Source organism: Huijunlia imazamoxiresistens (genome assembly GCF_037132455.1).
In the GTDB taxonomy this organism is placed as follows: domain Bacteria; phylum Bacteroidota; class Bacteroidia; order Chitinophagales; family Chitinophagaceae; genus Flavisolibacter; species Flavisolibacter imazamoxiresistens.
The window spans coordinates 263,090-283,882 of sequence record NZ_JBBBEI010000004.1 but is presented as its reverse complement, the minus strand read 5'-3'; the positions used below and the strand labels follow the sequence as shown (position 1 = coordinate 283,882).

Here is a 20,793-nt window from a genome sequence, read left to right as displayed (position 1 = left end):
TACGGTTTATCCCCATCGGGTTAGAAATAACCCACCTGCTTGCGCTTTTCCATAGCTGCCTCGGAACGCTTATCATCAATGCGGGCGCCCCTTTCGGAGATGGTGGCTTCCTTGATCTCTTCGATGATCTTGTCGATGGTAACGGCTTCGGAGAGTACGGCGGCGGTACAGGTCATGTCGCCCACGGTACGGAAGCGTACGGTAGCCTCGAAGGGCACTTCGTCTTCCGTGGTGTTCAGGAAGGGAGAGGCCGGCCAGTACATGCCATCGCGTTCGATGATCTGCCGCTGGTGCGAGTAATAGATGGAGGGGATGGCCATGTTTTCTTCCTTAATATAATTCCACACGTCCAGCTCCGTCCAGTTGGAGATCGGGAACACCCGTACGTTCTCGCCGACGTTGATCTTTCCGTTCAGCATATCAAACAGTTCGGGGCGCTGTTTTTTGGCGTCCCACTGGCCGAAGTCGTCGCGTACGGAGAAGATGCGTTCCTTGGCGCGGGCCTTTTCCTCGTCGCGGCGGGCGCCGCCGATGCAGGCGTCGTACTTGCCCTCTTCGATGGCGTCGAGCAGGGTTACCGTCTGCAGCATGTTGCGGCTGGCATATTTACCGGTTTCCTCTTTTACCTTTCCCTGGTCGATGGAATCCTGCACGTAGCGGACGATCAGCTGCATGCCCGATTCTTTGGCCAGCCAGTCGCGAAACTCGATGGTCTCGGGAAAGTTGTGGCCGGTATCGATGTGCAGCATCGGGAAGGGAACCTTAGCCGGGTAAAAGGCCTTGATGGCCAGACGTACCAGTGTAATGGAATCTTTTCCGCCCGAGAACAGCAGTACCGGACGCTCGAACTGGGCGGCCACTTCACGCATGATGTAAATAGCCTCGTGCTCCAGCTCTCTGGGGAATATATTTTGTTCGCTCATACTCTTTATTTTACCAAATGCAAACCGCATTCTTTATGGGAAACTTCCCACCACCATCTGCCGGCGCGGGGGTCTTCACCCGGCTCGATGGCGCGGGTGCAGGGGGCGCAGCCGATGCTGATAAAGCCCTTGTCGTGCAGGGGGTTGTAGGGGACGTTATTTTTTTTGATGTAATCCAGGATGTCTTCATAAGACCAGTGCAGCAGCGGGTTGATCTTATACATATTTTTTTCGGGCAGCCACTCCACCATGGGGATGGATTTGCGGTGATCGTTCTGCGAAGCGCGCAGGCCGGTGATCCACACGGCCGCTCCTTTGAGGGCCCGGTTCAGGGGCTCCACCTTGCGGATGCCGCAGCAGGTCTGGCGGTTTTCCACCGACTCGTAAAACAGGTTGATGCCTTTGTCGTTCACCATATCCTGCAGGGCCTGGGCCTGGGGATAGTAAGCGTCGATCTTTATTTTATAGCGGGCCTCGGTTTTTTCCCAAAGGTCGTATACCTCGCCAAAGAGGCGGCCGGTGTCGAGGGTGAAGATGTTGACCCCAATTTTGTTGCGGGCGATGATATCCGTCAGCACCTGGTCTTCCTGGCCCAGGGAAGTAGAGAATTTGACCAGGCCGGGGAACAGGTCCACGGTCCGTTTCAGGGCTTCTTCCACAGGAAGAGTGGCAAAAGCTTCCTGTAATTGTGATAAATGCTCCATAAGCAACTTAAACTCCGATCCTTTATGTTAAAATGCACCGCAAAGGTGCACTTTAATTGTTATTAAATCAAAAGTGCACCGCAAAGGTGCACTTTTAATTTAGTTTTTAAATGTTAAAGCCTATCGGCCGGGGCCCGCTTAGTCGATGTTGGGCTGGGGCGTATAGCGCAGGTAGGGCTTTACCACTTTCACGCCCTTGGGGAATTTCTTTACGGCGTCTTCGGTAGTGATCGAAGGCACAACGATCACGTCCTCGCCCTGGTTCCAGTTGGCGGGGGTAGCGACGCTGTGGTTAGCGGTCAGTTGCAGCGAGTCGATCACGCGCAGGATCTCGAAGAAGTTCCGACCCGTAGAAGCCGGGTAGGTCAGGGTCAGCTTCACTTTCTTATCGGGACCGATGATGAATACGGAACGAACGGTTGCTTTTTCCGAAGCGTTGGGGTGGATCATATCGTACAGCTCAGCCACTTTGCGGTCTTCGTCGGCAATGATGGGGAAGTTTACCGAGCAGTTCTGCGTTTCGTTGATGTCGTTTACCCACACCAGGTGCTGGTCTACGGGGTCCACGCTCAGCGCCAGTACTTTCACATTACGTTTGGAAAACTCGTCACCCAGCAGGGCAGTACGGCCCAGCTCAGTGGTACAAACAGGTGTAAAATCGGCGGGGTGCGAGAACAGCAGGCCCCAGCTGTCGCCGAGAAATTCATGAAAATCAATCTCTCCAATGGTGGTTTTGGCTTTAAAGTTAGGGGCTATATCTCCTAAACGTAATGACATAAGGTTGGTTTTAAAGTGATGAATGAGTGCAATATTAGGGATTCTTAAAAAGCCTACCAAACAGGTAGACTTCCTTTTTTATTGTAATATGGGGCTGTCGCGGTTGATGACGAGGTCTTCCAGTGTCGAATTCTCCAGGATATTGAGGGTGGCGTCCCGCACTTTTTCCATGGTATTGTGGAGCCCGCAGAACTTTTCGTTGCAGTTGTCGCACTTGCGGTAAAAGTACATGCTCACGCAGGGCAGCATGGAAATGGGCCCTTCGATGATGCGAAAAACGGTGGCCAGCCTCGTTTGGGCCGGGTGCGCCTTCAAAAAGTAGCCGCCGCCCTTTCCTTTCTTGCTGTCCAGGATACCGGCATTTTTCAGCTCCAGCAGGATGTTCTCCAAAAATTTCAGGGGAATCTGCCGGGCTTCCGAGATCTCGGAGATCAGCACCGGCCCCTCGTTATACTTTTCCACCAGGTGGGTCAGCGCCTGGAAGGCATAATAAGCTTTCTTGGTAAGCATCTACGAAAGTAGGTTTTTTGGGAATTGGTTAATGGGTTAATTGGTTAATTGGGGTATTAGGTCTTGACAATGAAAAGATTCTTCTAATTCCAAATATCCCCATTAACCCATTAACCCATTAACCAATTAACAAATTCCTTCTATCAGATAGCCGTCTCATAGCGTTCCTGCACGTATTTCCAGTTCACCACTTTCCACCAGTTGGCGATGTAATCGGGGCGCTTGTTCTGGTAGCGCAGGTAGTAGGCGTGTTCCCAGACGTCGAGGCCCAGCAGGGGAAAGCCCTTGAATTCCGAAACGTCCATCAGGGGATTGTCCTGGTTGGGGGTAGAGCCGATGCGCAGCTTTTTATCGCGGTCCAGGATCAGCCAGGCCCAGCCGCTGCCAAAACGGTTCTTGCCGGCCTCGGTAAACTGGGTCTTGAAGCTGTCGAAGGTGTTGAAGCTTTCGTCCAGGGCCGCTGCCAGCTTGCCCGAGGGACGCCCGCCGCCGTTGGGGTCCATGCATTTCCAAAAAAGCTCGTGGTTGTAGTGGCCGCCGGCATTGTTGCGCATCTTGGTGGTATATTTCGAAATACGGTTCAATACTTTTTCCAGGGGTTCGTTGCGGTCCACGTTCTCATTCCGGGCGGCATCCTGCAGGTTCAGGGCATAGCCGGCCGCATGCTTGGTGTAATGGATCTCCATCGTGGTGCCGTCGATGGCTTCGCTCAGCGAGCCGTAGGCGTACGGCAGGGGCTGCTGCTCGAAAAACGTGCGGTACTTGCCGGTACCCATGCGGGAAGTAAGGAAACAGGAGGACAATACGGACGAACCGATACAAACGCCCAGGCCGGCCTTGGCCGACTGGAACAGGAACTGCCTGCGGGAGGTTAATGGTGCCATGGTTGTACGATAAAATTTAAGGATTAGTAGGTTGGCGCTCAATTTCGCTGCCAAAGTGAGCGGATCCTGCGCCAGATACGCAAATAAACGTCCTTATTGAACAACTGCGAGTCCCTCATGGCCGTAATGGTCAGAAAAATTCCGATGGGCACCAGCACATAGGTGGCCAGCCACATGCCCACGGCGGGGGCCAGCGAGCCTTCCTTGGCCAGCTTTTCGCCCGTGGTGCTCAAAAAGTAAAACACCATGAAGAACACGATCGAAAAGATCAGCGGGCTGCCCAGCCCGCCCTTGCGGATGATCGACCCCAGCGGAGCGCCGATCATGAACAGCACCAGGCAGGCCAGCGACAGGGCCAGCTTGCGGTGCCACTCGATCTCGTGCAGGCGCAAGCCCCTTTTCTTGTCCTTATACTCGGCCAGCACCACCTCGTTGCCCGAGCGCAGGCCGTCCACCCGGTTGATGGCCGACTGCTTTACCTGCTCCTTCACCGAATCGGGGATCATCTTGTCGAAGCTGCTGATCGTGACATCCTGCTTCAGCTTGGGCCAGGTACTGTCGAGGTACGGGTAAAAGCCCAGGGAAACGCCGGCTTCCTTTTGGAGGCGCTCCTCGTACTTGCGGTTGTCTTTTTTCAGGGAGTCGATCGCCTTGTCGAGCTGGCGGATGCTCAGCATGCGCTGGTTGTTCTTGTACACGCTGTCGCCGGTACGCTGGAACTGGAAGGCGCTGAGGTCGAACTGCTTGTTGTATTCCTTAAAGCCCAGGCGGATAAACTCGGTATTGGTGCTGTAAGCGCTGCCCCGCTCCTGGTAGCGCCAGCCGTCCTTGAGCACGAACTCCAAAAAACGCTTGTTGGCCGAGAGGCGCATGACGCCGTCCTTGGCCACGATGAAGTTGTCCTGCAGGCCGCCGCCCTGTTCATAAATGACGATATCGCGGATGATGGAGTCGTTCTTTTCCTTTTTACCGATCTTGATGGCAAAGCCCGTGATCTTGTCGTAAAAAATGCCCTCCTTCAGGTCGAAGGCCGGGTTGGCATTGACGATGTCGGTCAGCAGGGTCCTCGATTTGAGGTTGGCCACCGGGATGATGTAGTTGGCAAAGGTGAAGGCCATGGCGCAGATGCCGATGGTGACCAGGAAGAGCGGCCGCATGAAGCGCAGCAGCGAAATGCCGGCCGACTTGATGGCTACCAGCTCGTAGGTCTCGCCCAGGTTGCCAAAGGTCATCAGCGAGGACAGCAGCACCGCCAGCGGCAGGGCCAGCGGCACCAGGGCGGCGCTCTGGTACCAGATAAACTCCAGGATCACCCCGGTGCTGAGGCCCTTGCCGACAAAGTCGTCGATGTACAGCCAGAAGAACTGCATCACCAGCACCAGCAGGGTAATAAAAAAGGTGGCGGAAAAGGGTCCGACAAAGGCTTTAATTATGAGCTTATCTAATTTTTTAAACACCCGATCTGTTCTTTATGGATAATTTTAAAAATGAAGGAAACAAAAATACGGCTTTCGGGCCCTGAGATGGACCTGATGTGCGATGCCGGGATCATTTTGATGAAAAACGGGGTGCTGCAGAAAGTAAAAGCCCTGCTGGAAAGCCTCCAGGACGCCATGCAGGCCCACACCCCTGCGGCCGGGCTCCTGCCCGCTGCTGCCTTTTCCACACCTCCCAAGATCTCGAAGGGCGAAAATTACCTGGGCCTCCCCTACCTGGTGCTCGACTACCCGCGCCGGTTTACCCCCGGCCATATCTGCGCCGTACGTACCCTGTTCTGGTGGGGCCACTTCTTCTCCTCCACCCTGCTGCTCTCGGGCGACTACCGCGACGCCTTCCTGCCCCGGGCCGGCTGGGTGTACGACCGCCTCCGGGAGGGGCCTTATTATATGGGTATCCACGAAGACCCCTGGATCCACCATTTCGAGCCGTCGAATTATACACCGGTGGCTTCGCTGAGCCGCGCAGCGTTCGGGGACGCCTGCCGGGCACTGCCCCATATAAAAATTGCTGCAAAATGGCCCCTGTCGGACTGGCCTCTTGCAGCAAATCATTTATGGGAAAACTGGAAATTCCTGGTGCAGCTGATGAATGAACCCATCCTTCTATAAGGGATGGGCCCTCTTTTCCACTACCCTGAATTAATTTCCCAGCCGGTGAAACAGGTCTTTTACCTGGTAGCCCCAGAGCATGCTCTGGTCCTTGATCTCTTTTTTCTCCGCGAAATCCACGATCACCAGGATGGTCTGGTTGGTCACCTCGGATTTTTCGATGCGGAACTCGAAATACTCCTCATCCGGCGCATGCGACCAATGAAACCGGATGAACTTGTCTTCTTCCTTCTCCACGACTTTCGCCGTTTCCTCCGAACCGTTCCACGAAAAGCTGAACATGCCATCTCTTTCGTCTACTTTATCGGCAAACCACTCCTGCAGACCGCTGGCGGTGGATAAAAATTCATAGAGGATACTGGGTGAACATCGCACCGGATATTCCAGGGTATAAAGCTGTTTTTTGCTCATCTTTTGTATTTGAATACTTAACGGAGGCTTGCAATAATAGAAAAATAATTAAATAACCAAAGAAAAAATAAATAATTCCCCTAAATTTTTCCACACACCTGAAAATTCCTTTTCCGCCGCTTTTGTTCCGGCGACAACAGGCCCTGGTGCCCGCCCGCTTTCCATGGCCATCCTGTCCCATCCCGCCCCTCCGGCCGCTGTTGCAGGCGGGGCGCCGAATGTTAAAAAAAAATTAACAAAAAAGAATTTTTTTTTTGGAACAGAAGAGCTTTATTCCTAACTTCAAAGAGCTCATCAGACCTAAAGGTCCACTTTCGAACGCTTTGAGGGATATGCTTATGAGGAATACGTTGGAACGGACGTGGAACCCTTTCGTGCTGACTACCCAATACCATTCATCACCATCTAAACACCCTCCGTTATGCGCCAACTAAAAATCACACGATCCATCACCAACCGGGAATCACTCAGCCTGGAAAAGTACCTCCAGGAAATCGGGAAAGTGGAAATGATCACTGCCGAGGAAGAAGTACGCCTGGCAACCTTGATTAAAAGAGGCGACCAACGAGCGTTAGACCGCCTGACCAAAGCCAACCTGCGCTTCGTGGTTTCGGTGGCCAAACAATACCAGAACCAGGGCCTTTCGCTGCCCGACCTTATAAATGAAGGAAACGTAGGCCTGATCAAAGCGGCCCACCGTTTCGACGAAACCCGCGGCTTTAAATTCATCTCCTATGCCGTGTGGTGGATCCGCCAGAGCATCCTGCAGGCCCTGGCCGAACAGGCCCGCATCGTGCGGCTGCCCCAGAACAAGGTGGGACTGACCAACCGTATTTTGAAAACCTATTCGCAACTGGAACAGGAGTTTGAACGCGAACCTTCGGTGGAGGAAGTGGCCGAAGTGCTGGAGCTGGACAAGAACGAGGTTTCCAACTCCCTGGGCACCAACATCCGCCACATCAGCGTGGACACCCCTGTTTCGGAAGGCGAGGACAATACCCTGCTGGACCTGATGGAGGACCCCAACGCCGAAAAAACGGACCGGGAACTGGACCATGTTCAGTCGCTGCAGGAAGACATCAGCCGCTCGCTGCGCACCCTCACCAGCCGCCAGAAGGACATTATCTGCTACTTCTTCGGCATCGGCATGGACTATCCCATGAGCCTCGAGGACATCGGCTCCAAGTTCAACCTCACCCGCGAACGGGTGCGGCAGATCAAGGACAAGGCCATCGACCGGCTGAAAACCCACTCCCAGACCAAAGTTTTACGCACTTACCTGGGCGCCTAGCAACAAACAACCGATAACCTTTTTATCTTTGCTCCATTTTAATTAAAGTGAACATATCTTATGTTCACTTTTTTTTATCACATTCCCCATCATTGTAATATATAAATTAACGATACATGTTCGAGTCACTACAGGAACGCCTTGAAGGCGCCTTCAAAAATTTGAAAGGCGAAGGGAAGATCACCGAGCTCAACGTAGCTGCCACCGTCAAAGAAATCCGCCGGGCACTGGTAGATGCCGACGTAAACTATAAGATCGCAAAAGAGTTTACCGACTCGGTAAAGGACCAGGCCCTGGGCGAAAAGGTGATCAACGCCATCAGTCCCAGCCAGTTGATGGTCAAGATCGTCAACGACGAGCTGGTACGCCTGATGGGCAACGAAGCCGCCGAGCTGAATGCCAAGGGAGCCCCGGCTGTTATCCTCATCGCCGGCCTGCAGGGTAGCGGTAAAACCACCTTCAGCGGCAAGCTGGCCAACTACCTCAAAAAACGCAAAGGCCTGTCGCCCGTGCTGGTGGCGGCCGACGTGTACCGTCCCGCGGCCATGGAGCAACTGCGGGTGCTGGGCGAGCAGATCGGCGTAGAGGTGCACCTGGAGCCGGAAAACAAAAACCCGGTGGAAATAGCCCAGAACGCCATCCGCGAATCGCGCAGCAAGAACAAAAACGTGGTCATCATCGATACCGCCGGCCGCCTGGCCATCGACGAGGCGATGATGACCGAGGTCGCCAACATCAAAAATGCCGTCAATCCCCAGGAGATCCTGTTCGTGGTGGACTCCATGACCGGCCAGGACGCCGTCAATACGGCCAAGGCCTTTAACGACCGCCTCGACTTCAGCGGCGTGGTGCTGACCAAGCTGGACGGCGACACCCGCGGCGGTGCGGCCCTTTCCATTAAATATACCGTCAACAAGCCGATCAAGTTCATCAGCAGCGGCGAAAAGCTCGATACCCTCGACGTCTTCTACCCCGACCGGATGGCCCAGCGGATCCTGGGGATGGGGGACATCACCACCCTGGTGGAAAAGGCCCAGATGCAGTTCGACGAGGAGCAGGCCAAAAAGCTGGAAAAGAAGATCCGCAAAAACCAGTTCGACTTCGCGGACTTCAAGCAGCAGCTCGACCAGATCAAGAAAATGGGGAACCTGAAGGACCTCATGGCCATGATCCCGGGCGTGGGCAAAGCCATCAAGGACATCGACATCAGCGACGACGCCTTCAAGGGTATCGAAGCCATCATCAACTCCATGACGCCCTTTGAGCGCGCCAACCCCGACGAGATCGACGGCGGCCGCCGCAAGCGCATCGCCAAGGGCTGCGGCAAGGATATTGCCGAGGTGAATGCCTTCATGAAGCAGTTCGAGCAAATGCGCGAAATGATGAAAATGATGAACAAAATGCCGATGATGGGCCGGATGATGCCGGGTCTGGGAAGAAAATAGGCCGGAGGCAAGGAATTAGCTCATTGGTTCATTAGGAATTAGGGAGGCGGAAGCCCCCGCATAAACCTGGCAGGTTTTCAAAACCTGCCAGGTTTTTTTTGCCGGCTGGAAACTTTAACGAAAATTCGTATTTCCTGCGGCGTACGTGTCAGTTGTTTTCCTACCTTTGCGGCCCAATTATTTTTTTATAAATCAAACATCAGGGAAATGAACAATTATGAATTGATGGTGATTTTTACCCCTGTTCTGAGCGACGACGAATTTAAAAATGCTCAGAAAAAGTACACAGCACTGGTTACCGACAACGGCGGCCAGATCGTTGCGGAAAATCCCTGGGGCCTGAAATCACTGGCGTATCCCATCCAGAAAAAAACCACCGGTTTGTACTGGGTAATGGAATTCACTGCGCCATCCGACTTCAATGAGAAGCTGAAGATCCAGCTTCTGCGCGACGAAACCGTTCTGCGCCATCTGACTACCAGACTCGATAAATACGCCGTCGAGTACAACAACAAAAAGAGAAGTGGCGTACCTACAGGAACTGAAAAAGTACAGGAGGCGTAATCATGGCCAAAGCGAATGAAATCAAATACCTGACCGCCATTAAAAGCGAGAAGCGTCCCAAGAAATTCTGCCGTTTCAAAAAATACGGGATCAAATACATCGATTATAAAGATGTAGAGTTCCTGAAGAAGTTCCTGAACGAGCAAGGTAAAATGCTGCCCCGCCGTATTACCGGTAACTCGCTGAAATACCAGCGCAAAGTGAGCGATGCGGTGAAAAAGGCCCGTCAAATGGCCCTGCTGCCCTTCGTAACCGATCTTTTAAAGTAAACATCACTCTAATTCATCCTCTCGCCTGAGGCGAGAGAATGATGACAGTTCTCCCGCCTCAGGCGGGAGGGTTGAGTAAAAACAAACAACCATGGAAGTTATTTTAATTCAAGATGTAGATAATCTTGGTGGCAAGAATGAACTGGTGAAAGTAAAGAACGGCTACGCCCGCAACTACCTGATCCCCTTCAAATTTGCCGTGGAAGCTTCTCCTTCCAACCGCAAGCAACTGGAAGAGCGCCTGAAGCAAGCCCGCAAGAAAGAAGAGAAAATGCTGGCTGAAATCAACCAGGTAATCTCCAAGCTGAACGAAGCTCCGCTGAAAGTGGGCGCCAAAACCGGCACCAGCGGCAAGATCTTCGGAAGCGTTACCCCGCTGCAGATCAGCCGCGCTATCCGTGACCAGAAAGGTTACGAGATTGACCGCCGCAAGATCTCTATCGCCGAGGAAGTAAAGGAACTGGGTGAGTACAAAGCCTCTATCGACTTTGGAAACGGCCAGCACGCCGATGTTTCTTTCGAAGTAGTAGCCGAATAATTCAGGCGAATACGATAAAAGACAAAACCCACACCTCGGTGTGGGTTTTGTCTTTTATACAGGTCCCAAAAACGTGTAAACGCGTAAACGTGTAAACTCGTAAACTTCTCCGGTTAGGGCACCACCACATAATGTACCCAGCGCACGCCGCCGCGGATTTCCAGGATATACTGGCCCGACCGGACGCCCTGCAGCGAGATGGTTTGCTGGAAGGAACCGCCTGTCCCCGGCAGCACCCGGGACATCAGGAGTTGTCCTACCGCTGAAAATAACCGCAGCGTATAACTTCCCTGCGGCAGGTTATTGGCCACCAAGTTGACCTGGCCGCCCAGTACGGGGTTGGGATACAGGGAGATGGTGGGAATAGGGGCGCCGGCATCGACATTAATCACCGCCGAGTAAACCACCTTACCATCCTCCTGCACCGCCTTGATGCGGTAGTAATTGTTGCCGCCCGCCGGCGCCGCATCCAGCTGCTGGTAATCGGCCGACCCTGCGTTGTTCTTTACGGGCGTCAGGACGGCGACGGTGGTAAAGTTCTGCCCGTCGGTGGAGCGCTCCAGCTCGTACCGTACCACGTGCTCTTCCGCAGCGTTTTGCCAGCTGATCTGGTTCCCCCCGGCCACCCGGATCCCCCTGACGTTGGTCAGGTACAGCGGCAATACCGCGGTTGGAGAAAATTCGGCGATGGAAAAGGGCGCAAAGGAGCTCAAACCCGCGAAGGAAGCGGAGCCGGGCGCACTGCTGCTGGCGGCTTTTACCCCTGCCCCGGAAGGTTCGCCCCAGCCCTGGATGGCGGAGTTGTATTGCGAGATGCCGATCTTGCTGTCCGGGAAGGCGGCAAAGGCAGCCCCCTGCACCTCGATGGGCCAGCCCACCGTCATGTTCACCGAATCGGTGCCCTCCGGCACCTTTATGACGTTCCAGACCGCGTTGACGACATTTTCGCCGGTGCCGGGTGCGGGATTGCCGTTGGGCAGGCCGTTGTCGGTCAGGCCGGTGAAGGCGGCAGCGCCAAAGCTGCTGAGCACGTGCGGCTTCAGGGTTACCGGCAGGTAGTAGGTGCCGTTACCTATGGGAAAGGTGAACCCCGACGGCGCGATATTATTGACCCTTAGGTCGCCCACCTCGCCCGTGCTGCGGTCCACCAGGGTGGCCACATGTTTGGACGGGCCGAAGGGTGCGCCGCCGACCGGTTGGGCCGCTTTCAGCTTCAGGGTTTTGCCGGCTTTTATGGAAACGATGCCGCGGGTCAGCGTTAAGGCATTGGCGGTCATGTTGCCGGTGATCCGTACCCCTGCGGGGTTATTGATCTCCAGCGTACCGTTGAAGTTTGTAGCGCCCCTTGCCGTTTGCGCCGCGCTGCCGTTAAAGGTCAGCTTCCCGGCGCTGGCCAGGGTGCCCTGGTTGTCCCAGTCGCCGCCGACCGATACATTCAGGCCGTTGGTAGTCAGCTTTTTGTCGGTGTTGATGGTGAGGTTGTTGCGCACCACCAGGTCGTGGTCTACCAGGAAGGCCTTGGCGCTGTCGCCGGTATTGATGATCAGATTATACAGAGGCGCCGAGCTGTTGACGCTCATATTTTGCGAAGAGTCCAGGGTGGCATCGCCCAGCAGCAGGGTGCCGCCGGTAACGTTGTGAGTGCCGGCCAGGTTGCGGTAGCCGTTGGCGCTGGTGGAATTGGCGCTGGCTCTTTTGATGGCGATGGTGCCGCCGCTCATGGTAAAAGAAGAACCGGCGGAGAGATCGAAGGGATAAGCCGATTTGGTGGTGGAGGATTGGGTGACCAGGTTGAGCATCGCATTGCCGGAAATGGAAAAGGCGGTTTTCGGGCCGGTGCCGGAGCCTTCCAGCCGCGAAGCGATGTTGGTGGTACCGCCTTCGAAGATCAATTGCGAACCGGCCTCGTACAGTAAATTATCACCGTTGCCGGTACCGATGTTCAGGGTGCCGGCCGTTTGGCGCAGCAGTCCCGCCACCACCCAGTCGTTGCCGCCCCCGTCGATGGTGCCGCCGTTGTTCCAAAAACCGGCGTTGGCACCGATGGCGCCCGCCGAAGCAAACGGCTTCAGGGCAATGGGACTCGACAGCTTGAAGGTGCCGGCAGTAAGGGTCAGCCCCCCGCCCAGGGTAATGGCCGACTGGACATCCAATATATTATTGCGGCTGCTGCCCATGGCCAGGGTCACCCCTTTGAGGTCGATGGTCCCTTCCCCGGTAATGGAGGCATTGCCATTTTTGGTAAAAACGACCGTAGCGGCATCGCTGGTGTCCGTCATATCGAACAGGCTTCCTTTGGAAACAAATAAATTCCCCCCGATGCTCAGGGTGCTGTTGTTGGTGCCCGGGTTTCCCACGGTAAAGTCGCCGTCGACGATATTGACGTCACCGGAAACGGTAAGCGAGCGGTCCCCCACGAATTTTATCTGGGCTTTGCCGGTTCCCTTGACACCCACTTCCAAGGAGCCGATGGCATTGGGAACAGCAGAATTGATGCGCACCGTGGTGCCGTTTTGGATGGTCACCGTTCCCGTTCCCACATTCTGGCCGGGCCAGGCGGTGGCAGGTTTCCAGGCGGTGCCGTCAAACATTTCCCACGTGGCAAGGTTGGACCAGTTGGAGTTGGCGCCGGTGGAGCGATAGGCCGTTTGAGCAAAGGTGGGGGTTACCAGCATTTGGGCCAATGCGAAGACAAAGGTTAGCGCAGGGAGGAGGAGTTTTCTCCCGGGTAATAAATGTTTCATTGAATCCGATTTAAATGTGAACAACCAGCAGACATAAGGAGTGGACGCGTGCTTGTAGTCGATTCAAATGGTACGGGGCACAAGCAGTCCTTGTTGGTTTCTGCAAACATTTTCACGAACAGATGAAACACAGGGACAGGATAGGAATTGCTGATAAAAAAAGAACGATCACAGGGACAAAAAGGGACGCTGGTTTGAAAAGGACCCGGTCGACATGCCGCCCACCCCCCACAAACCAATCACCAGAAAATCCCAAAGGCTTTATCAGGAAAACAACAGGAAACCGGAAACTCTAAAACCGAAATATCTTAAAGTTACAGATGAGAATGGGATTTTGCAAGTATTGCTAAGTTCATTTCATATACTTGTTTTCATCATACATACACTGTTAAAAAACAAAGACATACTACTGAGCGACGGCCCTTTTCAGCTCTTGCTTCTAACGGGCTCCCCTACCTGCCGCTGACGGCAGTACCGGCATTGGCGAAGAGCGATCGGGGGTACCGCCCGCAGCCCTTGTGTTTGTTGGGCAAGCGATCCGAATGCCGGCTTGCCCTGCCGGGCAGAAGTTATATAATGATTTTTATCATGCCGGTTTTCTGCCCGGCCGAAAGTGCCGGAGACCGCCCAATACCCCTGCAGCAAGCAAGGCCGCAAGAGCGGAAACGGCATAAGAAAAATAAAAATTGCCCTAAAAACAGTTTTTTCGTAAACATTCCAATTGTGAAAACAGTTTCTTATATTCGTAAGCACAAGCGTTTAAAAAACACTCCATGGTGGAACGTAAGGTTCTTTGGTGTTTTGGTCGCTTCGAAACTCTTTTGTTTTTTAAATTTTCTCACAATGAACATTTACGTTGGAAATCTTAGTTGGAACCTGAGAGATCAGGATTTGGCCAACTTATTCGCACCTTACGGTGAAGTTTCTTCTGCTAAAATTGTAATGGACAAATTTACCCAGCGCAGCAAAGGTTTTGGCTTTGTTGAAATGCCCAGCGACGACCAGGCCCAATCCGCTATCGCCCAGCTGAACGGCAGCGAAGTAGACGGCAGGAACCTGGTGGTCAACGAATCACGTCCGAAAACAGAAGGCGGCGGCGGCTTCAACCGCAGCAGCGGCGGCGGCGGCTTCAAGAAAGGCGGCAGCGGCGGCGGCGGTGGCTTCAACCGCGGCGGCAGCAGCGGCGGCGGCGGCTTCAAGAAGGGTGGTGGCTTTAACCGCGGTGGCGGTGGTTACCGTGACAACTACTAACCAGCTTCCATATAGCATCTTATTAAAAAATCCTGCTTTCCGGCAGGATTTTTTCGTTTGCAGAACCCTAAAACATGCCCCATGCTCTTCCCCATCGGCGACGACAACCGTGACCGGCACCTGACCCCTTATGTCAACTACCTGTTCCTGGCCCTTAACATCTTTGTCTTTATCTACTGGCAGGACATCGGCCGCAATATCCCCTTCACCTTTGCCTATTCCACCGTGCCGGCCGAGATCCTTTCCGGCCACGACATCGTTACGGATTCGGAAATGATCCGCGACCCGTATACCGGCCAGATGATCGAAATGCCGGGACTGCAACCCACGCACATCCCCGTTTACCTGACCCTGTTTACCTCGATGTTCATGCACGGCGGCATTGCCCACCTTGGGGGCAACATGCTGTACCTGTGGATCTTCGGCGACAACCTCGAAGATGCCATGGGTCACCGCAACTACCTGTTCTTCTACCTGCTTTGCGGCCTGCTGGCCAGCCTGAGCCATGTCTTCAGCACGGTTTACTTCGGGCAGAGCACCATCATTCCCAGCCTGGGGGCTTCGGGCGCCATCTCGGGCGTGCTGGGCGGCTACCTCCTGCGCTTTCCCGGGCGCAGCGTCCACGTATGGATCCTGTTCGGCGTGGTGTCGCTGCCGGCCTTCCTGGTAGTGGGCCTTTGGTTCGTGTTCCAGGTGGTCAACGGCATGGGCGTCCTGGGCGGCGAAGAGGCCAGCGGCATTGCCTATGCGGCCCATATCGGCGGCTTTATCGCCGGCATGGTCCTGGTCAACTTTTTCGTCCGCCGCCGCCCGCAGCCCGAACGCATGTACCACCGCCGCAAACGGTCTTTCTGGTAGCCACGCCACAAAAAAGCCGGGACCACTGTCCCGGCTTTTTTGTGGTTCCTAACGCTCCACCACTTTTATCGTTTGCGCCCCGTGGTAAGAATGCATTTCACCGTTATATAGAGCGTCGGCACTGACCGGACCCTGCCGGAAGATGCCCGGCGACACGGCCCGCACCGCGTAGTAATAGGTTTGCTTCGGCGCCCGGGCATCCACGAAGAAGTGAATGCGGTCGTCGCGGACATCCAGCGCCACGGGCTCCGCGGCATTCTTGATCCAGTCCATGCCCGGCAGCTCCTTGGTGCGCGGGTTCTCGATCTCGAAGCCGGCCGGCAGCAGGTCGGTGACCACCACGTTCTCCACCAGGTTACTGTACGCCTTTTCCAGCGTAATGCCCACGATCACCAGGTCGTTCTGTACAAAGGAATTGCCGGTCAGCTCGCGGCCGTTGCGGTCGTAAAAGGTCCGGCGCACTTTCAAAAAATTGTCCTCCTCGGTGTAGCCGCCGGTGCTGATGCCCTCGGCCTGCCAGTAGTAATACAGCCGGCCGCTGCCGCGGGTGGCGATCTCCACCTCGCCTCCCTGCAGCAGGTTGCTGCCGCCCTTCCAGTCGGCCCCGGCCACCCTGGCCACCGTTTTGCCCCCGCTGCGGATATCGGCGGTCACGTTCGAGCGGGCCGCCAGGCGGGCGATCTTGCCGAGCGCCAGGAAGGAAAAGGAGCGCTCCTGGGTATTCAGATAACGTTCGGTCTTCAGGCGGCCAGCCAGGTGACGGGCCATCTGCGGCACCTGGGCGTTGCCGGGATCCACATCCATCAGCGCGTTCAGCGCCAGGGCCTCGTCGCGGGTGGCGCTGTAGAAGGAGCCGCCGGTTTGCTGCACCGATTCCTCGCCGCTGAACGACTGCGGCAGCAGGGCGGCAAACGAGCGCTTGTCGCCGGAAACCGCATAAGCCGCCGACAGCAGGTAGCGGCCGTCCAGGGCCAGGTACTGCTGGTTGGCCTTGTAATAGTTCATCGCCGGTACCTGGGTGCGCCCTGCCAGGGCCAGCACGTACAGGCTGTAGGGCACCTCCTTGGGCGCGATCTTCCGCTGCTGGTCGCGGTTGTAGTAATAGTTGATGGTCTGCCGGCTTTTCAGGCGCTCGCCCAGGTAGCCCAGCATCGTTTCCACCAGGCTGTTGTCCACATCGAAGCCCGCCTTGCGGGCCTCCAGCAGGAAGTGGGCCGCATAGACCGTGGTCCACCAATCCTCCGTGCCTTCACCGTCCCAAAGAGTGACGGCACCGTTGTAGAGCTGGCGCATCTTTATTTTCCGGATCGCCTCCAGCACGTTGGCATTGGCATTACCGCGGCCGTTCTTACTGCCCCGCAGCACGTCCGCCAGGTCGGCATAATACAGTTGGGGAAAGGCCGCCGAAACCGTCTGTTCGGTGCAGCCGTAGGGATACGTGACCAGGTACTGCAGCTGCCCGGCGATCTCCGCCGCCGGCGAGCGGCTCACCACCAACTCGTAGCGGGCACTGCCCGGCAGAAAATCCGCCGCCGGCAAGGGGATCTTCTGCGTGCCGCCCCCGGTAATGGAGCCGCTGCCGGTGCGGAACTGCAGGGTGGACGGCGGCCGCACGCTGATGTCGGTTTCCTCGGAAAACCGCTCGCCCAGCGCCTGCACGCTGACCAGGATCTTCGCCGTCTCTATTTTGGAAAAAGCCGCCACCCGGAACAGCAGCCGGCCCTCGCTGCCCGGCGCCAGGGAAAGGGTTTGCGTGCTGCCGCCGATGACCGTCACCGGCCCGGAAGTGGTCACGGTAGCCTGGCCGGCAGCGGCCTTGCCGGTGGTGTTGTTGATGGTCACGGGCAGCGTCACGGTATCGCCGGGGCTCAGGAAGCGGGGCAGCGCACTGCTCACCACCAGCGGGTCGGCCACGGTGGTGGCCCCTTCCGCCGAACCGAAATGGTCATTCTTATACGCCACGGCCATGTAGCGCACCTGCCCGTTGAACTGCGGCACGTCGAACTCGAAGTCGGCCACGCCGCTGCCGTTGGCCTGCCGGATGCCGCTCCAGTACGAAAGGATCTTGAAACGCTTGGCCGGCATGGGGTTCACCCGCCGGTCCATGGAAAGGCCGCCATCGCCCCCGGTGCTGCTCAGGCGCCTTTCGGGGAACAGCAGTGGGTACAGGTCGAAGGCGGCCACGCCCAGCGCCTGCTTCTGGTAATAGTAACCGTAAGGATCAGGGGTTTTAAAATCGGTCACCTGCAGCACGCCGTTGTCTACCGCGGCCAGGGTGACGAAGCTGCCCGGCTCGGCCTTCACCCTTACTTTCTGGCGGGTGCGGGAGCGCACCGATTTGGGCGCGGAGATCGCTACCGGCATGCGGCGGCTCTTTTCTTCCACGGCAATGCTGTGAAAGCCGTGGGCCACGGTCAGCGGGATGTCGGAAACGCCGTGGGGCTTGAAGAGGGTGGCGGTGACATAGACGTTGGGCACGTGCTGCCCCCCCAGGTCCAGGTCCAGGCTGGCACTGCGGCCCCCCACGTCCACGTAGCGGTACCACAGCACCTGGTCGCTTTCAAGGGTCACCAGCATGCGGCCGCTGAAAGGGGTTTTGAACAGCACCCTGGCGCTGCTGCCGCCTTCGTAGGCGTCCTTATCCAGGCTGATGTCGATCTCGCCTTCGGTATTCACTTCAAAGGAGCTGTTGTCGCTGCCCCAGGCGCCATAGCTGTAGAAGCGCTTGCTCACGTAGGCGTTGGCGCCGGGGCGGTATACCCGCAGCTCGTAGTCGCCGGGCGAACGCGGCACAAAGGTGTAGAGCGTGGACGGCCCCACCGTCAGCTGGCCATCAGCCACCTGCTTGTCCTGCTGCTGCGATTCGTAGCGGAAGTACGAGCCGCTGCGGGCCAGCACGGTCTTGTATTCGTGTTTGATGACCTGGACATGGGCGGTAGCTGTTACGGCCTGCCCGTCCCTGCCCACCGACGCCAGCAGGAACTTCACGGGCTGGTTCAGCGCGTAATAATGGAAGCCGTCGTCCTTCACGCCGTGGAAAACGTCCTGGGTAAAGATGTCGGCCTTCACGCTGCGGCTGACGGGGCGGCCCGTTTCGTCGAAAACGGTGGTGTAGAAAGTAGCCTGCAGCAGGCCGATGTTCTGGTACAGGGAAGGCACGGTATACGGTTCCACCGCCGCTCCCTGCGCATCGGTCTTTCCTTCCTTCACTTCCTTGTCGAAGAAGGAGCGTTGGTTTTCGAGCGAGAAGTCGTAACCCGGAAAGCTTTTGGGTGAAAACTGCTTTTGCTTTACCTGGATCTCCGCTTCATAGGAACGGTTGGCGGCGGGCGGGCCGAAGAAGTTTACGGCGCTGAGGACCAGGTTGGTTTGGTCCGAGGGACGCAGGAAGGGCTTGTCGAGGCGGGCGGTCACCTTGATGCGGTCCGGCACGAATTCTTCGATCATAAAGTTCTTCGAGGCCAGCAGCACTTCGTTGGCGGTGTACACTTCCAGCAGGTAGCTGCCGGTGAGGGCGGCGGGCGAAATATCCACCGAGGCTTCGGCCGATCCCTGCTCGTTCAGGCTTTTGCGGAACGTTTTCAACTCTTTGCCGTTGGGCAGCAGGAACTTCAGTTTTACGGGCAGGGCGCCGGGGCTTTTCCACTGGCGGTCTCGGAGCACCACCGAAAAATTCACCCGTTCGCCCGGGCGGTAGATGTCACGTTCGGCATATACGAAGGCGTCGAGGCCGGCGGCATTGGGCTGCTTGCCGCCCACGTCGAAGCGCGAGGTGTTGACGCGGGTGTTGCTGAAGGGCAGGTAGTTGAAGTCGTCGGCGGTTTTGGCAATGACCATGGCTGGCCGGTACCCTGCAAAGTCCCGGGCGGCCAGCGGCACTTCGGCCACGCCTTCCTTATTGGTGGCACCGGTGCCCAGCAGCTGGTTGTTGCTGCCGTACACGTTGATGGTGACGCCCTCCTGCGCCGTAGCGGAGCGGAGCGAGTTGGCAAACACCAGCATCTTGCCGCGCCCCTGCTTGGCGATGAGCCCGATGTCGGACAGCGACAGGAAGCGGCTGTCGGACACCCAGTAGTTTTCGGTGGAGCGCAGCTTCACATGGTAAATGCCTTTGGCGTCGGGCAGCCGGTCTTCGAACTGGGCGATGTTGAGGATGCGGGCATTGCCGGAGCGGGGCAGCGAGCGGGTATCGATTTCTTTGGTGTACACCACGTCGCCGGCCGACGGTTCGATGTACTCGCTTTGGTAGCTGGCGTATTCGGCCTCCTCCTCATCGCGCTCGTTCCGATCGGCAGGATAATAGCCGTTGCGTTCGGCCATGAGGATATTGTTCTCGTAAATTTTGGAGATAATGAGCTTTACTTTGGGCGTGCTGGTGATGCGCACCTCGATGTTGCCGTTGCCCTTTTTGGACAGGTACACTGCCTTGCGGTCGGTGAAGGCGATATCGGCAGCAATCTTTCCGAAGGCCACGCTGCCGGTATAGTCCTCGCGCAGGGTGCCCCCGATGGAGCCGCGCAGGCCGGTGAGCAGGTGCACGGTATAGCTTTCCTCGGCATCAAATTTAGGGCTGCGCAGCACCACGCCGAAGTCGGTATATTCCACGGTAAAGGGCACGGCCGGCTCAAAGCGGACAAAGGAGTTGCTATTAGCTGCATTAAGCTGCTGGCTGGTGCGGATGGTGACGCGCCCCTCGGTGCCGTCGTGTTCCGACTCAATGCTGTTCACGTTCAGCACGTAGGGCGAAGGAATCGACAGGGTGGCGTTCAGTGCTTCTTCGGTGCGGTTGCGGCCTTTCAGGGGCTGCAGGCCTTTGGCCACCACCAGGCGGGCCTCGTAGGCCTTGTCCTGGGCCGAAAAGCCCCCCAGGCGCAGCGTCACCTGGTGGTCGGGCGAAACCGTCAGCAGCGAATACTCCCGGGGAACGCCATCAATTTGAAGGTCCAGCTTTTCCTTCACGTCTTCAGGCTGCACCGGGTAGTTAAACTTCAGGCTGATCTGCGGCACGGCGGTGCGGCTGCCTTCTTCCAGCACCCAGGTGGACTGGGCGTCTTCGAGCTGCAGGGCGGGCGTATAAAAGCTGATGTCCTTTTCCTTTTGTACCTTATCGTAGGTGCTGTAGCGCAGCACCTCGTTTTGGATGCGGGCTTTATAGGTAGTGGCGGGCAGCAGCGGCTGCGAAGGCGAGAACACCAGCTCGTCGGGGCTTTGCCAGCGAAAGCGGCCCCGGATGGCGGGTTCGAAAGCAATGTAACCGGAAGAGTCCCAGGCGTTGAGCAGCGAATCGGGCGCCAGGGGTTTGCTGAAGCGGAAAACGAGGTTGCCCAGCTGGGGCACTTCGTTGCGGGCGTTGGTGTAGCTGAGGGAAACGGACTTACGGTTGCAGGCACACAAAAACAGGGCGGCCGCCACAAAAGCGGCGAACAGGACTTGGTTACGCATATGTAGGAACGTTAGGAGTAAAAGGTAGGCAATAAAGAGGAGTTATGATGAAAGGATGGGGTTATTTCATCAGT

17 protein-coding genes are annotated in these 20,793 nt (G+C 56.4%); 8 read left to right on the top strand and 9 right to left on the bottom strand.

What is annotated here, in order from left to right:
• Window positions 1–20: 20 nt before the first annotated feature.
• The 6 genes from cysD to V9K67_RS06930 all read right to left on the bottom strand — a co-directional run bounded on the left by cysD (window position 21) and on the right by V9K67_RS06930 (window position 5,255).
• Complete coding sequence (cysD, locus tag V9K67_RS06955) at window positions 21–923, bottom strand: sulfate adenylyltransferase subunit CysD (protein WP_336721050.1); 903 nt, start codon at window positions 921–923, stop codon at window positions 21–23.
• Window positions 924–928: 5 nt separating this feature from the next.
• Complete coding sequence (locus tag V9K67_RS06950) at window positions 929–1,627, bottom strand: phosphoadenylyl-sulfate reductase (RefSeq protein WP_336721049.1); 699 nt, start codon at window positions 1,625–1,627, stop codon at window positions 929–931.
• Between the two features lie 138 nt (window positions 1,628–1,765).
• Window positions 1,766–2,404 carry a peroxiredoxin gene (locus V9K67_RS06945; RefSeq protein WP_336721047.1) on the bottom strand — a complete coding sequence of 213 codons (639 nt, stop codon included), beginning with the start codon at window positions 2,402–2,404 and terminating at the stop codon, window positions 1,766–1,768.
• 78 nt (window positions 2,405–2,482) lie between these two features.
• Window positions 2,483–2,914, bottom strand: a complete 432-nt coding sequence (locus tag V9K67_RS06940) for an RrF2 family transcriptional regulator (protein ID WP_336721045.1) — start codon at window positions 2,912–2,914, stop codon at window positions 2,483–2,485.
• A gap of 143 nt (window positions 2,915–3,057) precedes the next feature.
• Window positions 3,058–3,798 carry a superoxide dismutase gene (locus V9K67_RS06935; protein WP_336721043.1) on the bottom strand — a complete coding sequence of 247 codons (741 nt, stop codon included), beginning with the start codon at window positions 3,796–3,798 and terminating at the stop codon, window positions 3,058–3,060.
• A gap of 38 nt (window positions 3,799–3,836) precedes the next feature.
• The gene (locus V9K67_RS06930; protein WP_336721042.1) at window positions 3,837–5,255 is read right to left on the bottom strand and encodes an LptF/LptG family permease; all 1,419 of its coding nucleotides are present in this window, start codon (window positions 5,253–5,255) and stop codon (window positions 3,837–3,839) included.
• Between the two features lie 30 nt (window positions 5,256–5,285).
• On the opposite strand from V9K67_RS06930, the gene V9K67_RS06925 reads away from it, so the two are divergent.
• A complete protein-coding gene (locus V9K67_RS06925; protein ID WP_336721040.1) occupies window positions 5,286–5,906 on the top strand; it encodes a hypothetical protein in 621 nt (206 codons plus the stop codon).
• Window positions 5,907–5,936: 30 nt separating this feature from the next.
• Here the strand turns inward: V9K67_RS06925 and V9K67_RS06920 are convergent, their stop codons facing one another.
• Window positions 5,937–6,317 (bottom strand): START-like domain-containing protein, encoded by a 381-nt coding sequence (locus V9K67_RS06920; RefSeq protein ID WP_336721038.1) that lies wholly within the window; start codon window positions 6,315–6,317, stop codon window positions 5,937–5,939.
• A 421-nt stretch (window positions 6,318–6,738) separates the two neighbouring features.
• On the opposite strand from V9K67_RS06920, the gene V9K67_RS06915 reads away from it, so the two are divergent.
• The 5 genes from V9K67_RS06915 to rplI all read left to right on the top strand — a co-directional run bounded on the left by V9K67_RS06915 (window position 6,739) and on the right by rplI (window position 10,424).
• Window positions 6,739–7,608, top strand: a complete 870-nt coding sequence (locus V9K67_RS06915) for a sigma-70 family RNA polymerase sigma factor (RefSeq protein ID WP_336721037.1) — start codon at window positions 6,739–6,741, stop codon at window positions 7,606–7,608.
• 116 nt (window positions 7,609–7,724) lie between these two features.
• Window positions 7,725–9,053, top strand: a complete 1,329-nt coding sequence (gene ffh / locus V9K67_RS06910) for a signal recognition particle protein (protein WP_336721036.1) — start codon at window positions 7,725–7,727, stop codon at window positions 9,051–9,053.
• Between the two features lie 207 nt (window positions 9,054–9,260).
• Complete coding sequence (gene rpsF / locus V9K67_RS06905; RefSeq protein ID WP_336721035.1) at window positions 9,261–9,617, top strand: 30S ribosomal protein S6; 357 nt, start codon at window positions 9,261–9,263, stop codon at window positions 9,615–9,617.
• Window positions 9,618–9,619: 2 nt separating this feature from the next.
• Window positions 9,620–9,886, top strand: a complete 267-nt coding sequence (gene rpsR / locus V9K67_RS06900; RefSeq protein WP_336721033.1) for a 30S ribosomal protein S18 — start codon at window positions 9,620–9,622, stop codon at window positions 9,884–9,886.
• A gap of 91 nt (window positions 9,887–9,977) precedes the next feature.
• Window positions 9,978–10,424 (top strand): 50S ribosomal protein L9, encoded by a 447-nt coding sequence (rplI, locus tag V9K67_RS06895; RefSeq protein WP_336721032.1) that lies wholly within the window; start codon window positions 9,978–9,980, stop codon window positions 10,422–10,424.
• A 113-nt stretch (window positions 10,425–10,537) separates the two neighbouring features.
• Here the strand turns inward: rplI and V9K67_RS06890 are convergent, their stop codons facing one another.
• The gene (locus V9K67_RS06890; protein ID WP_336721030.1) at window positions 10,538–13,168 is read right to left on the bottom strand and encodes a T9SS type A sorting domain-containing protein; all 2,631 of its coding nucleotides are present in this window, start codon (window positions 13,166–13,168) and stop codon (window positions 10,538–10,540) included.
• 576 nt (window positions 13,169–13,744) lie between these two features.
• Between V9K67_RS06890 and rbp the strand changes: the two genes are divergently transcribed.
• Together rbp and V9K67_RS06880 are read left to right on the top strand one after the other, a co-directional pair.
• Complete coding sequence (gene rbp / locus V9K67_RS06885) at window positions 13,745–14,419, top strand: RNA-binding regulator (RefSeq protein WP_336721028.1); 675 nt, start codon at window positions 13,745–13,747, stop codon at window positions 14,417–14,419.
• A gap of 81 nt (window positions 14,420–14,500) precedes the next feature.
• Window positions 14,501–15,277, top strand: coding sequence for a rhomboid family intramembrane serine protease (locus V9K67_RS06880; protein WP_336721027.1), 777 nt, complete (start codon window positions 14,501–14,503; stop codon window positions 15,275–15,277).
• Window positions 15,278–15,325: 48 nt separating this feature from the next.
• Here V9K67_RS06880 and V9K67_RS06875 read toward each other — a convergent pair whose 3' ends face one another.
• A complete protein-coding gene (locus tag V9K67_RS06875) occupies window positions 15,326–20,719 on the bottom strand; it encodes an alpha-2-macroglobulin family protein (protein ID WP_336721026.1) in 5,394 nt (1,797 codons plus the stop codon).
• Between the last annotated feature and the right edge of the window lie 74 nt (window positions 20,720–20,793).

Excerpts from the sequence above, each read along its gene's own strand:
- cysD (WP_336721050.1), bottom strand. The coding sequence starts at position 923 with ATGAGCGAACAAAATATATTCCCCAGAGAGCTGGAGCACGAGGCTATT.
- V9K67_RS06950 (WP_336721049.1), bottom strand. The coding sequence starts at position 1,627 with ATGGAGCATTTATCACAATTACAGGAAGCTTTTGCCACTCTTCCTGTG.
- V9K67_RS06945 (WP_336721047.1), bottom strand. The coding sequence starts at position 2,404 with ATGTCATTACGTTTAGGAGATATAGCCCCTAACTTTAAAGCCAAAACC.
- V9K67_RS06940 (WP_336721045.1), bottom strand. The coding sequence starts at position 2,914 with ATGCTTACCAAGAAAGCTTATTATGCCTTCCAGGCGCTGACCCACCTG.
- V9K67_RS06935 (WP_336721043.1), bottom strand. The coding sequence starts at position 3,798 with ATGGCACCATTAACCTCCCGCAGGCAGTTCCTGTTCCAGTCGGCCAAG.
- V9K67_RS06925 (WP_336721040.1), top strand. The coding sequence starts at position 5,286 with ATGAAGGAAACAAAAATACGGCTTTCGGGCCCTGAGATGGACCTGATG.
- V9K67_RS06920 (WP_336721038.1), bottom strand. The coding sequence starts at position 6,317 with ATGAGCAAAAAACAGCTTTATACCCTGGAATATCCGGTGCGATGTTCA.
- V9K67_RS06915 (WP_336721037.1), top strand. The coding sequence starts at position 6,739 with ATGCGCCAACTAAAAATCACACGATCCATCACCAACCGGGAATCACTC.
- ffh (WP_336721036.1), top strand. The coding sequence starts at position 7,725 with ATGTTCGAGTCACTACAGGAACGCCTTGAAGGCGCCTTCAAAAATTTG.
- rpsF (WP_336721035.1), top strand. The coding sequence starts at position 9,261 with ATGAACAATTATGAATTGATGGTGATTTTTACCCCTGTTCTGAGCGAC.
- rpsR (WP_336721033.1), top strand. The coding sequence starts at position 9,620 with ATGGCCAAAGCGAATGAAATCAAATACCTGACCGCCATTAAAAGCGAG.
- rplI (WP_336721032.1), top strand. The coding sequence starts at position 9,978 with ATGGAAGTTATTTTAATTCAAGATGTAGATAATCTTGGTGGCAAGAAT.
- V9K67_RS06890 (WP_336721030.1), bottom strand. The coding sequence starts at position 13,168 with ATGAAACATTTATTACCCGGGAGAAAACTCCTCCTCCCTGCGCTAACC.
- rbp (WP_336721028.1), top strand. The coding sequence starts at position 13,745 with ATGATTTTTATCATGCCGGTTTTCTGCCCGGCCGAAAGTGCCGGAGAC.
- V9K67_RS06880 (WP_336721027.1), top strand. The coding sequence starts at position 14,501 with ATGCTCTTCCCCATCGGCGACGACAACCGTGACCGGCACCTGACCCCT.
- V9K67_RS06875 (WP_336721026.1), bottom strand. The coding sequence starts at position 20,719 with ATGCGTAACCAAGTCCTGTTCGCCGCTTTTGTGGCGGCCGCCCTGTTT.